At 44.7% G+C, this 12882-nt stretch carries 16 protein-coding genes; 14 read left to right on the plus strand and 2 right to left on the minus strand.

Going from position 1 to position 12882, the window contains the following annotated elements:
- Window positions 1-112 precede the first annotated feature (112 nt).
- The 10 genes from AB1K91_RS16020 to AB1K91_RS16065 all read left to right on the plus strand — a co-directional run bounded on the left by AB1K91_RS16020 (window position 113) and on the right by AB1K91_RS16065 (window position 7892).
- Window positions 113-958: an aldo/keto reductase gene (locus AB1K91_RS16020; RefSeq protein ID WP_413091263.1), complete on the plus strand. Its 846-nt coding sequence runs from the start codon at window positions 113-115 to the stop codon at window positions 956-958.
- An 80-nt stretch (window positions 959-1038) separates the two neighbouring features.
- Window positions 1039-1863, plus strand: a complete 825-nt coding sequence (locus AB1K91_RS16025; protein WP_413091265.1) for an aldo/keto reductase — start codon at window positions 1039-1041, stop codon at window positions 1861-1863.
- Between the two features lie 196 nt (window positions 1864-2059).
- The gene (locus tag AB1K91_RS16030) at window positions 2060-2413 is read left to right on the plus strand and encodes a hypothetical protein (RefSeq protein WP_413091267.1); all 354 of its coding nucleotides are present in this window, start codon (window positions 2060-2062) and stop codon (window positions 2411-2413) included.
- 114 nt (window positions 2414-2527) lie between these two features.
- Complete coding sequence (locus tag AB1K91_RS16035; RefSeq protein ID WP_413091269.1) at window positions 2528-3679, plus strand: GNAT family N-acetyltransferase; 1152 nt, start codon at window positions 2528-2530, stop codon at window positions 3677-3679.
- A gap of 15 nt (window positions 3680-3694) precedes the next feature.
- Window positions 3695-4120 (plus strand): NUDIX domain-containing protein, encoded by a 426-nt coding sequence (locus AB1K91_RS16040; protein ID WP_413091271.1) that lies wholly within the window; start codon window positions 3695-3697, stop codon window positions 4118-4120.
- Window positions 4121-4217: 97 nt separating this feature from the next.
- Window positions 4218-4982, plus strand: coding sequence for a MerR family transcriptional regulator (locus AB1K91_RS16045; RefSeq protein ID WP_413091272.1), 765 nt, complete (start codon window positions 4218-4220; stop codon window positions 4980-4982).
- Window positions 4983-5048: 66 nt separating this feature from the next.
- Window positions 5049-5354, plus strand: coding sequence for a DUF3219 family protein (locus tag AB1K91_RS16050; RefSeq protein ID WP_413091274.1), 306 nt, complete (start codon window positions 5049-5051; stop codon window positions 5352-5354).
- Window positions 5355-5562: 208 nt separating this feature from the next.
- Window positions 5563-5745, plus strand: a complete 183-nt coding sequence (locus tag AB1K91_RS16055; RefSeq protein WP_095216313.1) for a YolD-like family protein — start codon at window positions 5563-5565, stop codon at window positions 5743-5745.
- Window positions 5746-5907: 162 nt separating this feature from the next.
- Window positions 5908-7377, plus strand: coding sequence for a nicotinate phosphoribosyltransferase (locus AB1K91_RS16060; RefSeq protein WP_413091276.1), 1470 nt, complete (start codon window positions 5908-5910; stop codon window positions 7375-7377).
- A 242-nt stretch (window positions 7378-7619) separates the two neighbouring features.
- Window positions 7620-7892, plus strand: coding sequence for an HU family DNA-binding protein (locus tag AB1K91_RS16065; protein ID WP_093727965.1), 273 nt, complete (start codon window positions 7620-7622; stop codon window positions 7890-7892).
- A 49-nt stretch (window positions 7893-7941) separates the two neighbouring features.
- On the opposite strand, the gene AB1K91_RS16070 is transcribed toward AB1K91_RS16065, so the two are convergent.
- Complete coding sequence (locus tag AB1K91_RS16070; RefSeq protein WP_413091278.1) at window positions 7942-8352, minus strand: hypothetical protein; 411 nt, start codon at window positions 8350-8352, stop codon at window positions 7942-7944.
- Window positions 8353-8366: 14 nt separating this feature from the next.
- Window positions 8367-9002, minus strand: coding sequence for a protein kinase family protein (locus tag AB1K91_RS16075; protein ID WP_413091280.1), 636 nt, complete (start codon window positions 9000-9002; stop codon window positions 8367-8369).
- A 249-nt stretch (window positions 9003-9251) separates the two neighbouring features.
- On the opposite strand from AB1K91_RS16075, the gene AB1K91_RS16080 reads away from it, so the two are divergent.
- From AB1K91_RS16080 to AB1K91_RS16095, 4 genes are all read left to right on the plus strand, one after another.
- Entirely contained in the window at window positions 9252-9794 is a 543-nt protein-coding gene (locus AB1K91_RS16080; RefSeq protein ID WP_413091282.1) for a DinB family protein, read from the plus strand.
- Between the two features lie 257 nt (window positions 9795-10051).
- Window positions 10052-10441 carry a sporulation protein gene (locus AB1K91_RS16085; RefSeq protein ID WP_413091284.1) on the plus strand — a complete coding sequence of 130 codons (390 nt, stop codon included), beginning with the start codon at window positions 10052-10054 and terminating at the stop codon, window positions 10439-10441.
- A 176-nt stretch (window positions 10442-10617) separates the two neighbouring features.
- Window positions 10618-11946, plus strand: coding sequence for a hemolysin family protein (locus tag AB1K91_RS16090; RefSeq protein ID WP_413091286.1), 1329 nt, complete (start codon window positions 10618-10620; stop codon window positions 11944-11946).
- 67 nt (window positions 11947-12013) lie between these two features.
- Window positions 12014-12802, plus strand: coding sequence for an AraC family transcriptional regulator (locus AB1K91_RS16095; protein WP_413091288.1), 789 nt, complete (start codon window positions 12014-12016; stop codon window positions 12800-12802).
- Window positions 12803-12882: the final 80 nt, after the last annotated feature.

Genomic DNA, 12882 nt, shown 5'->3' on the forward strand with positions numbered 1-12882 from the left:
CAATAGCAGGTGGTGTATCCTGCCAATAGGGGGCAGTAAGATGCCGTTGCAATTGGACAAACGTTTGATAAAGAATGCTTGGAGGGAAAAAATAAGTAATAAGGAGGAGTAGATGATGAGGATGATTAAGCTGCCGGATGGAACGGAAATACCTGCGATTGGACAAGGTACATGGAACATGGGGGATGATGGGTCGAAGCGTCATGATGAAATCCAAGCTTTGCGCACTGGCATCGATCAAGGACTTTTGGTGATTGACACAGCGGAAATGTACGGAAAGGGCCGATCGGAGTGTCTTGTAAGGGAAGCTATTGTTAATAGAAGAGATGAAGTCTTCCTCGTTTCAAAAGTGCTGCCTTCCAATGCAGCATATGAGGATGTACTGGAGGCATGTAATCGTTCCCTGGAGCGCTTGGGCACTGATTATTTGGATTTGTATCTGCTGCACTGGCGCGGAGCAGTGCCTCTTGCTGAAACGGTAGCTGCTTTTGAACAGCTGAAGGGAGTTGGGAAAATCAAACGCTGGGGCGTATCGAATTTCGATACTGATGATATGGAAGAGTTGTGGAATGTCGAGAACGGAAAGAATTGTGCAGTCAATCAAGTGCTCTATAATCTCACAGCTAGAGGGATCGAATATGATTTGATGCCATGGCATAAGGAAAAAGGTATTCCGATCATGGCGTATTGTCCATTGGCACAAGGTGACCGGAAGGAGATTCTGCAGAATGCTGCAGTCCGGGAACTAGCAAAAATATATGAAGTGTCCGTTTCTCAAATCGCCTTAGCATGGACGATCCAGTCTGGCCAGGTTCTCAGCATTCCGAAATCGGGGCAGGCTGCTCATGTGGTGGAGAATGCTGAGGCTGGAAATCTTGTATTGAATAAAGAAGATCATGCAAAATTGAACAAGGAATTCCTGCCGCCAACGTCGAAAGTACCGTTGGAGGTCGTGTGACCGCATAGGCATTTTACATGACAGCCTATGCAGGCAACGCTATACTAAATACGATAAAAACCGCTAAAGGAGTGCTTTCAATGAACTATGTAACACTTAACAATGGCTTGAAAATGCCACAGCTTGGCTTTGGAGTATGGCAAGTAGGAAACGAAGAAGCAACTGCTGCAGTAGCAAAAGCACTTGAAGTTGGTTATACAAGCATCGACACAGCTATGATTTACAAAAATGAAGAAGGCGTCGGCAAAGCGATCAAGGAAGCGAACGTGAACAGAGAAGATTTGTTCATCACGACAAAAGTGTGGAACTCCGATCAAGGATATGACAACACAATCGCAGCATTTGAAGCGAGCCTGGAGCGTCTTGGTCTGGATTATGTGGATCTTTATCTTATCCACTGGCCGACACCGCAATATGATGAGTATGTGGATACTTACAAAGCATTGGAGAAGCTTTACAAAGATGGCCGCGTGAAAGCAATCGGCGTATGCAACTTTGAGATTGAGCATCTCGAACGCCTGATGAAAGAAACAGAAATCACTCCAGTATTGAACCAAGTCGAATGCCACCCGTACTTGGCACAAAACGAACTAAAAGAGTTCTGCAAGAAGCATGATATATTCTTGGAAGCGTGGAGCCCGCTGGATCAGGGCGGCGATGTACTGAAGGATGAAGTCGTGACAGCAATCGCTGAAAAGCTTGGCAAAACAGCAGCGCAAGTCGTGCTTCGCTGGCATCTTCAGAATGACACAATCGTCATTCCGAAATCCGTTACACCATCCCGTATCGAAGAAAACTTCCAAGTATTCGACTTCGAGCTTTCTGCTGAAGATATGGATGCAATCAACAAATTGGATGCAGGCCGCCGCAAAGGTGCACATCCGAATGATATGAACAAGCGATAAGAAAGACGAAAAGAGCGCCGCATCGGCGCTCTTTTTTTCATAACTTGACAATCATGGGGAAGCAGAATCATTTATATTGGTATAGTCTGGACTAATTGTATTGAAAGGACGGAACTAATTGCTCTCAAATGTTATAGCTATTATCATTTTCTTGATAATAATTGGCTTATTGATAAGGCTTCGGGTAGTCAAAATAGTGAGTAAGAAGGATTTTACATATAAGCAATCCAAACAGCAGTTAAGTATCACTTATGGTAAATTCAATGGTTTTGATTATTATTATTTTAAATTTAAGCCGGATCACATGGTAACACTCTCCTATGAAGTGGAAGTAGAGGAAGGGGAATTGATGTTGGAATGGCGTGACCGTAAACGGCTGATCTGGCGAGAAACATTCTCTGAAGACGCGCAAGGGAAGGTTACAGCTAAAACGAAACACCGGCGTTACTCCATCAGGGTCGAAGGAAAGCATACGAAAGGCGGATGTCGCATTCATTTTGCAAAAGGGGATGTAGCTTTGCAAGCAGAAGAAAGTAAGAAAGAGGGATAAGGCAAAAACCTATAAAAAAAACAGTAAACAATAAATCGATACAAACACGGGTCAATGGTAATCTTCTGGAATACGTATGCTATAGTAAAAAGGAAAAATGGAGGAGGGATCAGGATGAAGACAGAACGGTTACAAATGCATGATTTGGAAGCGGCAATGCAAATGTCGGAGTATGCCTTCCGGTATCGCATCACGGAAGATACGCGGGATGAAAGACTGGGGCAGATGGATCAGTATCAGCAGCTTTACGGAATCAAGGAAGATGGGAAACTGGCTGCTAAGCTGCATTTGCTGCCGTTAGCGATAAGACTCGGTGAGCAGACGATTCCAATGGGCGGTATTGCGGGTGTAGCTACCTATCCTGAATACCGTCGGAATGGCTATATCAAGCAGCTTTTGACTGATACGCTTTATCACATGCGAAGGCAAGGGATGCCTGTTTCCATGCTGCATCCTTTCTATGTCGATTTTTATCGTCGATTTGGCTATGAGCTATTCACAGATCGTACGATTTACACACTGAAGAAAAAAGATCTTGTGCGGATGGCGCCGGTGGATGGAAAAATCGAACGTGTGAAGAAGGAAGGACATTCACAGGAAATCGAGGATATCTATACGGCTTATGCAGCTACATACAGCGGCATGCTTGCACGGGGTGCTTCCTGGTGGAAACAGCGTTTTTACGGTGATCATGACTTCATCGCCCTTTATCGGGATGCTGATGGGAAGGCGCAGGGATACATCATTTATGAGATTGCATCTCGTGACAAACTAGCTATTCCAGAATTTGTTGCTCTTACGGCAGATGCACGCATCGGTTTGTGGAACTTCATTGCGCAGCATGATTCCATGTTTGAAGAGGTTACGCTGGATTTGCCGCCGCATGATCCACTCGTTTTCATGCTGCCGGATCCCGAACTTGCAGTGAAGCATTATCCATACTTTATGGCTCGAATTGTTGATATTCCTGCTTTCTTCGATAAGTATGATTGGCAGGAGGATCCAGCAGGTGTTGTGCTTCAAGTGGAGGATCCCATCATCAAGGAACATAACCGGACATTTGTTTTTCAAGATGGAAAAGCTAAGACATCTTCTGAGTCCAGTGGAATCAAGTTATCGATCAACCTGCTCTCTGCTATAATGTTCGGCTACAAGCGTCCGCTTGTCCTGTGGCAGGCTGGTTTGATCGATGGACCAAAAGAGATGGTCAAAGAATTGGAGTATAGTATCCCGAGGCGTGAGCCGTATATTTATGATTTCTTCTAAGGAGACTGGCATTATATGAAAAAGAAAGAATTTCACCGCCTTGCCCGAGCTGTTATCCAAAAAGGCGACAGAATCTTGCTTGCCAAGGCAGACGGGTGGCAAAATAGCTTCTTGCCCGGTGGTCATGTCGAGATCGGGGAAGGTGCTGAATCGGCTTTGCTGCGAGAGCTGCAGGAGGAATTGGGTGTGGATGGGAAAGTCGTTCACTTTCTCGGAGACTTTGAACATAGCTGGCAGCACGGAGATACAACGCATTTTGAATTGACGCATGTATTTGAAGCGGTGATTGATAGCGAACAGATCGAGAGCAAGGAGCCGCATCTTCGTTTCTTTTGGGCGAAGCCGGCCGAACTTGAACAACTGGATTTGCAGCCATATCCGCTTATCGAGGTTTTGCGTGAAAAGCAGCTTCCTGCCTCAGTGTGGCGAAGCACACTTTAGACAAACTGATTTTATCTGTTTGTCTTTTTTTCTTTGAAAAAAGGCTTGCGGTTTACGCAGCGTCAACGTTTAGAGTGTAAATCAGAGGGGAGGAAGCATGATGATATATACCGTTCAAAAGCTTGCGGAGCTTGCTGGTGTGAGTAAACGTACATTGCGTTATTACGATCAAATCGACCTGCTCCGACCGGCTGAAATCAATGCGAGCGGCTACCGTATTTATACGGAAAAAGAGGTGGATTTGCTGCAGCAGATTCTCTTTTACCGGGAGTTGGAAGTTGATCTGGATACAATCAAGTCCATCATTCATTCGCCGGGATTCGATAGGAAGAAGGCATTGGAGGAGCACAGGGATAGCTTACTAAAAGAGCAGGAACGTATTCGTATGCTCCTTGGAAACGTTGAAAAAAGCATTCATGCAATGGAAAGGAAGGTCCGAATGACGGATAACGAGAAGTTCACAGGCTTCAAGGAAAAGAAAATTGCGGAAAATGAAGCATTGTACGGGGAAGAGATCAGGGAAGCATATGGCGAACAAACAGTCGAAGCTGCCAATCAGAAGTTCCGGGGATTATCGGAAGAGCAGTACAAAAAGATGCAGGAAGTGGAACGGTGTTTATTTGAAAAGCTGAAAAGTGCAATGCAGCAAGGAGATCCTGCTGGACAAGAAGCCATGCGAGTGGCTGAGCTGCATCGAGAATGGCTGTCATTCACATGGCCGGACTATTCAAAAGAAGCGCATGCACATTTAGCGGAGATGTATGTCCAGGATGATCGTTTTACGGTTTATTATGACGACAAGGCTGGAAATGGTGCAGCCCATTTTCTGCGGGATTGCATCGAGCATTACACGAAGCTTTAAGCGCCATGCTCAGTTTTGTATTGTTTATCAAGGAGGTGATACACTTATAGGTAAAGGAGCGATGACATGAATAGAAAAGTGTTTGTGAACGGTATGGAATTGGCCGCATATGAATATGCGCATCAATATGTCGATAAAAGTGGAAAGCAGTTGCAGGAGATCAAGTTTAAATTCCCAGTGACAAGCGAAGCTTATCATGATGTGGCGGTTTTGCTCTATAAGGATGATTTTCAGGTGGAAGTTCCTGAAGATAACCTTGCTTTCAAGGCCGCGATCAAACAATATAGTACGAGCATCACCAATCTTTACGAAGAGGGACAGGTGGGTGAATATTCGCTAGTGCTGGAGGAAAAGCCAGGGGCTGCGATGTGAGTGACAACGCAGCTCCCTTTATATATAAAATCAGCTGAATTACTGGATTGTTTTAAAAGAATTCTTTCCTTGCATATCAAGCCTTGAAAGATACCTTTCTTTATGTATAAAACTTCACAAATTGGTCACACTGTAATGTGTAAGCGGTTACTTTATCGCGTATACTAACAGTATAAAGTGTGAGGTATACAGAAAGGGGAGGCTGAGGGTGATCTTGAAAGCGCTTAAGGAAAACGGTGATATGACGATCTCTTACTATGAGAACGGTACGCTGCATACCTTTACCGGAAGATATCATAATCTGAATCTCTTGGACCAAACGCTTTGTCTGGAAAATGATGAGAAGAAACGAATGATAATCCATATCGCGGGTATTCAGCAGATACATTGATCGGACAGCCGAAAGCATCTTTCGATGTTTTCGGCATTTTTTTATGTTTTTTACCAGTTTTGCGGTACAATAGATGGAACGAATAAGATACCCGTCCCCTAATGTAAACGGATACGGGAAAACAGCTGTCAGAAGAAGGGCTGATTAGTGGAGGTTTCAAGCATGAGTTCGCAATATCCAGATGATGGACTGACTTTACATACAGATCTTTATCAAATCAATATGGCGGAGACGTATTGGAATGATGGGGTCCATGAAAGAAAGGCAGTGTTCGAGGTTTCGTTCCGCAAGCTGCCGTTCGGTAATGGCTTTGCCATATTTGCAGGATTGGAACGCGTTATAGAATATTTACAGCAATTCCGTTTCACAGAGAGTGATCTGGCGTATTTAAAGGATGAGCTTGACTATGGGGAAGATTTCCTGGCTTACTTGAAGGATTTACGCTTTACTGGAACTGTTCATTCTGTTGTAGAGGGGGAGCTTGTCTTCAGCAATGAGCCGCTTATGCGGATCGAGGCACCGCTGGCTGAGGCGCAGCTGGTAGAGACGGCAATTTTAAATATCGTCAATTACCAGACGCTGATTGCCACAAAGGCATCCAGAATCAAGCTTCTGCTAGGCGATGAGATTGCACTGGAGATGGGCAGTCGTCGTGCACATGAGCTGGATGCAGCAGTATGGGGTACGAGAGCGGCCTATATCGGCGGATTTGAGGCAACGTCGAATGTCCGTGCGGGCAAGAAATTCGGCATTCCGGTAGCAGGGACACTGGCGCATTCAATGATTCAGGCTTACCGTGATGAATATACAGCATTCACCAAGTATGCAGAGCGACATACGAATTGTACATTCCTTGTCGACACATATGACACCCTTCGTTCTGGTGTACCGAATGCCATCCGTGTTGCGAAGGAGCAAGGTGATAAGATTAAGTTCACTGCGATAAGACTGGATAGCGGAGACTTAGCTTACTTGTCCAAAAAGGCTCGGAAAGCGTTGGATGATGCTGGATTTACTGAAACGAAGATTTCCGCATCGAATGATCTTGACGAAGAAACGATTCAGAGCTTGAAATCACAAGGGGCGAAAATCGATATTTGGGGTATTGGTACGAAACTGATTACTGCTTACGATCAGCCTGCTTTAGGTGCGGTGTACAAACTGGTGAGCATAGAAGATGATGGTGCCATGCAGGATACGATTAAAATCAGTGCCAATCCAGAGAAAGTATCGACACCAGGCTTGAAGAAGGTTTACCGGATCGTCAATCGGATCAATAAAAAATCCGAAGGGGACTACATCGCCATGGAGGATGAGAATCCACAGGAAGAGGATCATCTGAAAATGTTCCATCCTGTCCATACGTATGTCAGTAAGTTCGTAACGAATTATGACGCAGTCGATTTGCATCAGACAATCTTCCAGGATGGCAAGCTTGTTTACGAGCTTCCGGCTATTGACGATATCAAGACTTACGCGAAGGCGAATCTTTCTCTTCTATGGGATGAGTATAAACGTCCGAAAGCGCCGGAGGAATATCCTGTCGATCTCAGTCAAAAGTGCTGGGATAATAAGATGGATAATATCCAGAAAGTGAAAGACCATGTAAAATCTTTGCATAAGTCAACTTAATAGGGTTACAATTCTGTTTATTGGGAATAACTGTATCATCCGGTTGATATCTCGCAAATGGAAAACCTGTGAAAATGCTGTTGCAGCAATGTTAAGAATGCAGATTAATAGCCATGGAAGCCAGGATACATGCTATAATAAGGAAATACGGGAGCAGCAATGTTCCTGCATATTAAACACAAACATACAGCTTTTACATCAGGTGAAGGTTATGTATAAATTTATTAAATGAGGTGTTTTTCATGAACAAAGCAGAATTAGTAGAAGCAGTAGCGCAACAAGCAGAACTATCTAAAAAAGATGCAAGCAAAGCAGTTGATGCACTTCTTGAAACAATCTCTGAAACATTAGCTAAAGACGAAAAAGTACAGCTTGTAGGTTTCGGTACTTTCGAAGTGAGGGAGCGTGCGGCACGTACTGGCCGTAACCCGCAGACTGGTGAAGAAATCACTATCCCTGCTTCCAAAGCTCCAGCTTTCAAAGCAGGTAAAGATTTCAAAGAAGCTGTTAAATAAGAGATTCCCTTGCGGAATGGAAATGCCGACGCATGCGTCGGCATTTTTTTTATAATTTGCTGATATGTGTGATGGATAGTTTATCGCTGCTTTTTTCCACTTTCCATATAGGTTCAAACATCATGCGCAGAATGGCGATTGTAGCTTCGTCAGCCTTCAACCCGCGAACTGTCTTGTCATCTGTGGTGTAATCTTTGTCTTCTTCCAAGCCGAAGCGCAACTGAAGAAGGTTGCGTATGCCGTTGAAGGTGGGGAATGAAATGCTGTAGCCATCTTTCAAAGCAGCTGTGAGCTTGCTTTTTTGTTCTTGCAGCATTTCAGGGTCGGCTTTTGGGTAACTACCCTGGATGGCGCTTATATTACCTGATTCGATCAGCTCAGCTGTTTGTTCCCGTCCCAGTCCGCTATGGACAATTCGTTCAATTTGATAGGCTTCTGCTTGTGATATGGTAGTTGTCATGTTATGCGTCTCCTTTAGTGAATGGCTTTATTCGGTGCTTGAATGGTGATGGATTTCCGTCTTTTGTATAGGTAGGCGATCAGCTCCAACAGAAAGCCTGGTATCTTTTTTGGGAAGAGCTTTTTCTTGTAGAATCTCTTATAAGCCCGGTGCAGGTCCTCCCATTGTGTGCAGTGCTTCTGCTGACGGAATCGCGCTGGGTCGATCAATCGGATATCTCCTCCCGGTGTAATGAGGATATTCCGGAGGTGGATATCAGATGGGTTCAATCCTTCTGCTGCTGCATGTGCCAATGCATTATCGATATCTGCAATATGATGATCGGTTATGCGGATGCCCTCACGCAGGCAATCGTATAGGGTTTGGCCAGGGATGTAATCGATTACCAAATAACCGTCACCTGCTTCGTGCAGCGCTGGAAAGAAATGATTGTTTTCAAGCGTTTTATAGATTTCCGCTTCCTCCGCTGCGATGTGACGGAAAGCGGGAAAGAACACCTTCATTACTTTAGAGGAATCATTAAGGCGGAATGCAAATGCGCTCCTGCCGGTCCCGATCAGGACTAAAGAGGCGGGATACGCTGTCAAATCGGGCATCGTATCGGAACCTGACATCTGAATCTGCTCGGCAAGCTGCTCAAAATCAGCCATCTCCAGCACTCCTTTTCTTTGGGACAAGGCTTATACAGTCATTTATACGCACGAACTGGGAAGTAGGTGCATAAAAATAGTAAAAAAGCTGGTCCACCTTTCGTAATTTCAGTGTGTGTTTCCTGCTTTGTGGTTATTTTCACCAAAATGTGGACTGTTTGCTTTACTCGTCGGGAAAATAGCGATATCGTCCTCTATAAAGCCCCTTCTTTTTTCGGCTTGTAATCATATAAAGAAAAAGGTGATCCCATGCAAGAGAAACCTAGTAAAACAGAATATCCTGCTTATTACCAAGATTACATGAATCTCGTTCCGGAGGGAAATATTGTTGCCTTGTTAAAGGAACAGGAGCGACAGACAACGAATCTTTTGCAAGGGCTGACTGATGAGCAGGCAAGCTTTGCTTATGATGCTGGAAAATGGACGATCAAAGAAATGATTGGCCATCTTACAGATACGGAAAGAATCCTTTCTTACCGGCTGCTTACCGTTGCCCGCGGAGATATGACGCCTCTGCCAGGTTTTGATGAGGATTCCTATGTGGAGCAAGCAAAATTCACCCAGATGACAGTGGCGAGCCTGCTGGCGCAATACAGGGCAGTTCGTGCATCAACGATTGCTTTAGTGGAATCGCTGAGTGATCAGGACTGGATCAGGCAGGGAATGGCAAACGGCCATGTCACATCGGTCCGGGCACTGGCTTATATGATGCTTGGCCATGAACGCCATCACCACCATATCCTTCATGACCGTTACTTCGCTTCTGCCATGTATCCGCTCAATCGTATGTGATTTGGGGTATATTGACAGAGGAATGACAATCATGTAGACTATATTGAAGATTAATAGAATAAGATTGTGATTGCTCCAAAGGGGAGTAGCTTCCAGTTAAGTCGACAATACGTGATAGCTTGCTGTCGCCGGTTTAACTGACAACGTCATGTTGTTTGCCAGACCTTTGCCAATTTGGTGAAGATTGATTACAGACGGGACCTTCACATTGTGGGGGTCCTTTTCGTTTAGTATATGTTAATGGAGGAATTATTTCGGTGTTGAAGAAATGCTTAGAGTTGATGCAGCGGCGAGCACCATCCATCACGCTCGAACTGAATCAGGCAAGCTATCATGCAGGCGATAAGATCGAAGGGCACATTCGGCTTCTTGGAGGCTGGAAGGATCAGGATTTAAATAGATTGGATTGCGATTTGGTTATAAAAAACAGCGCAACCGATAAAATAGTGAATATAAAGAATGTTATAAGCATCTTCATGTCCAAGCAGCTGAAATCAAATGAACAGATCGACAAGCCGTTCACGTTCCGATTGCCAGAGGAACTGGAACCGAGCTCCGGTACATTGGTCTATGAGCTGCAGACCAAGCTTGTATTCGCCAATGAAAAATGTGCGAAAGATGATAGGCAAGTACGGATTTTAGCGTAGATGCCAAAAAGGAGGAGATTGCATTGGGGAGGCTTTGCTGAGAATAACAACCACTTATGACAGAAGTTTTGCTAGCGCTGCTCCTCGTCGAGGCGTCGCAGCTATTTTATTAATCGGCTTGTAAACTATCAATCAAATAAGTGAGGTGAGTCCCTTCAAGTAGAGAAGGGAATTAATTGGACCCATCAATAGTCATTAATTTAAGTTTAGTTGTGTTATTCATCATTTTTACGGCCTTTTTCGTAGGTGCAGAGTTTTCAGTTGTGAAAGTGCGTATGTCGCGAATCGATCAGCTGGTCGCAGAGGGCAATAAACGGGCAACCATCGTAAAGAAACTAGTGGATAACCTGGATTATTATCTGTCGGCCTGTCAGCTTGGTATCACTGTAACCGCGCTTGTCTTGGGTGCGTTAGGTGAACCGACCGTGGAGAAAATGCTTCATCCGTTATTCCACGAAATCGGGCTGTCTGATTCCTTGTCTACGGTTCTGTCTTATGCCATTGCCTTTGCGTCCGTTACATTCTTGCATGTGGTGATTGGTGAATTGGCGCCAAAGACATTGGCAATCCAGTATACAGAGCAATTGACATTGATTCTAGGGCCGCCGCTGTATTGGTTCGGTAAGCTGATGGCACCATTCATTTACTTGCTGAATGGTTCTGCTCGTGTGTTTCTGAAGCTGTTCGGCGTGAAACCGGCAGCCCATGAATCGGCACACTCGGAAGAAGAATTGCGCATTATCATGACGCAAAGCTATCAAAGTGGTGAAATCAACAAAACAGAACTTAGTTATATGGAAAACATCTTTACATTTGACGAACGCGTAGCGAAGGATATCATGGTACCGCGGACACAGGTGGTCACTTTGGAGAAGTCCATGACTGCTGCTGAAGTGATTGACATCATCGATGAACACCAGTTCACACGTTATTTGGTGACGGAGGATGGTGATAAGGACCATATCATCGGCTTCGTCAATGTGAAGGAAATGCTGACGGATTTTGCTGCAGGCAGAAGACAGAGTCTGCCTAATTTCATTCATGAGCTGCCGCTCATCCATGAGGGAACATCCTTGCAGGATGCTCTACTGAAGATGCAGACAGAACGCGTGCATATTGCACTTGTTGTGGATGAATATGGCGGTACTGCAGGGATCCTGACGATGGAGGACATCCTTGAAGAAATCGTTGGAGAAATCCACGATGAATTTGATGAAGATGAGGTACCGGATGTACAGGAAGTTTCTGATCTGACATACCATATCAACGGCCGTGTGCTGCTGGATGATTTGGAGGATCGATTCGGCTTTGTATTCGACAACCGGGACGATGTTGATACGATAGGCGGCTGGATTTTTGTTAAGAATGATGAAGTGGATTCACAGACAACTGTGGTGGATGCAGCAGGAAATGAGTGGGAAGTTATCGAAATGGATAATCATCAGATCATTTTGGTTGAACTGCGCATCCTTGAACAAGAACAGCTTCCGCGTCTGGAAGCTTGATAAGGTAAATAAAAAGGCCGGGATGCCCCATATGCATCCTGGCCTTTTTTACTGGAGGTAACGTCTATTGATTAAACTTTATGAAAATAAACATCAGGAAAAGAATGAAGTCGCCCGGCATCAGCATAACACCCATCAGCTGCTATACGTCCTGGATGGAGAAGGAAAATGTGAATTGGATATGGAAATCCAGAAGCTGCATCCTGATAGCATTGTGCTTATCTCTCCGCATACAATCCATGCCATCCAAGCCGATTCTAAAATGACAGTGCTCGTGCTGGAATTCGATTTCCGGCATCTGGCTGAAGATGTTATATCTTATCTTGTCGAACCGGTATTTGCTAAAGCGCGAGTCTTGGATCTATCCCTATTCGAAAGCAGTGAGATTCGTCAATTGTTGCGCAAGATGCTGTTTGAGCAATCGCAGGGACACCCGATTCATACGATGGGGTTGAAGCTCCTGCTCTCGCAGGTGCTGTACCAGCTTGCTATCATGCAGCGGGGAGATACGACGCAGGACACAAATACAAGACGGGCGAAATGGCTCAAGCATCACTTGGAAACAAGATATTTCGAGATTGCCAGTATGGAAGAAGTTGCTGCCAAAGCAGGTGTGAGCAGCCGTTACATGAATCAAATTTTCAAAGAAATGTATGATATGACACCCTATCAATTCCTGACAGAGGTCCGGCTGCTGAAAGTGAAGAAAATGCTGCGTGAATCTGATAGGGAAATTGTCTCGATTTGCTTTGAAGTTGGATTTGAAGCGGTCTCGACATTTTATCGTGTCTTCAAAAAATATGTAGGTGTCACACCGAATGTTTATCGGCGAACGACAGATGATTTCCGGAATTGAGAATAACGGAAAAGATTGATAAGAAAAATGTAAACGCTTTACTTATACTATCCTTAAATTGGATAGTGGGAGGGCGCGGA

Source organism: Terribacillus jepli, from assembly GCF_047228925.1.
In the GTDB taxonomy this organism is placed as follows: Bacteria; Bacillota; Bacilli; order Bacillales; family Amphibacillaceae; genus Terribacillus.

Bases quoted from the DNA above. Each gene is read 5' to 3' on its own strand.
- AB1K91_RS16045 (WP_413091272.1), top strand. From the start codon at position 4,218: ATGATGATATATACCGTTCAAAAGCTTGCGGAGCTTGCTGGTGTGAGT.
- AB1K91_RS16065 (WP_093727965.1), top strand. From the start codon at position 7,620: ATGAACAAAGCAGAATTAGTAGAAGCAGTAGCGCAACAAGCAGAACTA.
- AB1K91_RS16040 (WP_413091271.1), top strand. From the start codon at position 3,695: ATGAAAAAGAAAGAATTTCACCGCCTTGCCCGAGCTGTTATCCAAAAA.
- AB1K91_RS16060 (WP_413091276.1), top strand. From the start codon at position 5,908: ATGAGTTCGCAATATCCAGATGATGGACTGACTTTACATACAGATCTT.
- AB1K91_RS16025 (WP_413091265.1), top strand. From the start codon at position 1,039: ATGAACTATGTAACACTTAACAATGGCTTGAAAATGCCACAGCTTGGC.
- AB1K91_RS16050 (WP_413091274.1), top strand. From the start codon at position 5,049: ATGAATAGAAAAGTGTTTGTGAACGGTATGGAATTGGCCGCATATGAA.
- AB1K91_RS16075 (WP_413091280.1), bottom strand. From the start codon at position 9,002: ATGGCTGATTTTGAGCAGCTTGCCGAGCAGATTCAGATGTCAGGTTCC.
- AB1K91_RS16080 (WP_413091282.1), top strand. From the start codon at position 9,252: ATGCAAGAGAAACCTAGTAAAACAGAATATCCTGCTTATTACCAAGAT.
- AB1K91_RS16020 (WP_413091263.1), top strand. From the start codon at position 113: ATGATGAGGATGATTAAGCTGCCGGATGGAACGGAAATACCTGCGATT.
- AB1K91_RS16035 (WP_413091269.1), top strand. From the start codon at position 2,528: ATGAAGACAGAACGGTTACAAATGCATGATTTGGAAGCGGCAATGCAA.
- AB1K91_RS16070 (WP_413091278.1), bottom strand. From the start codon at position 8,352: ATGACAACTACCATATCACAAGCAGAAGCCTATCAAATTGAACGAATT.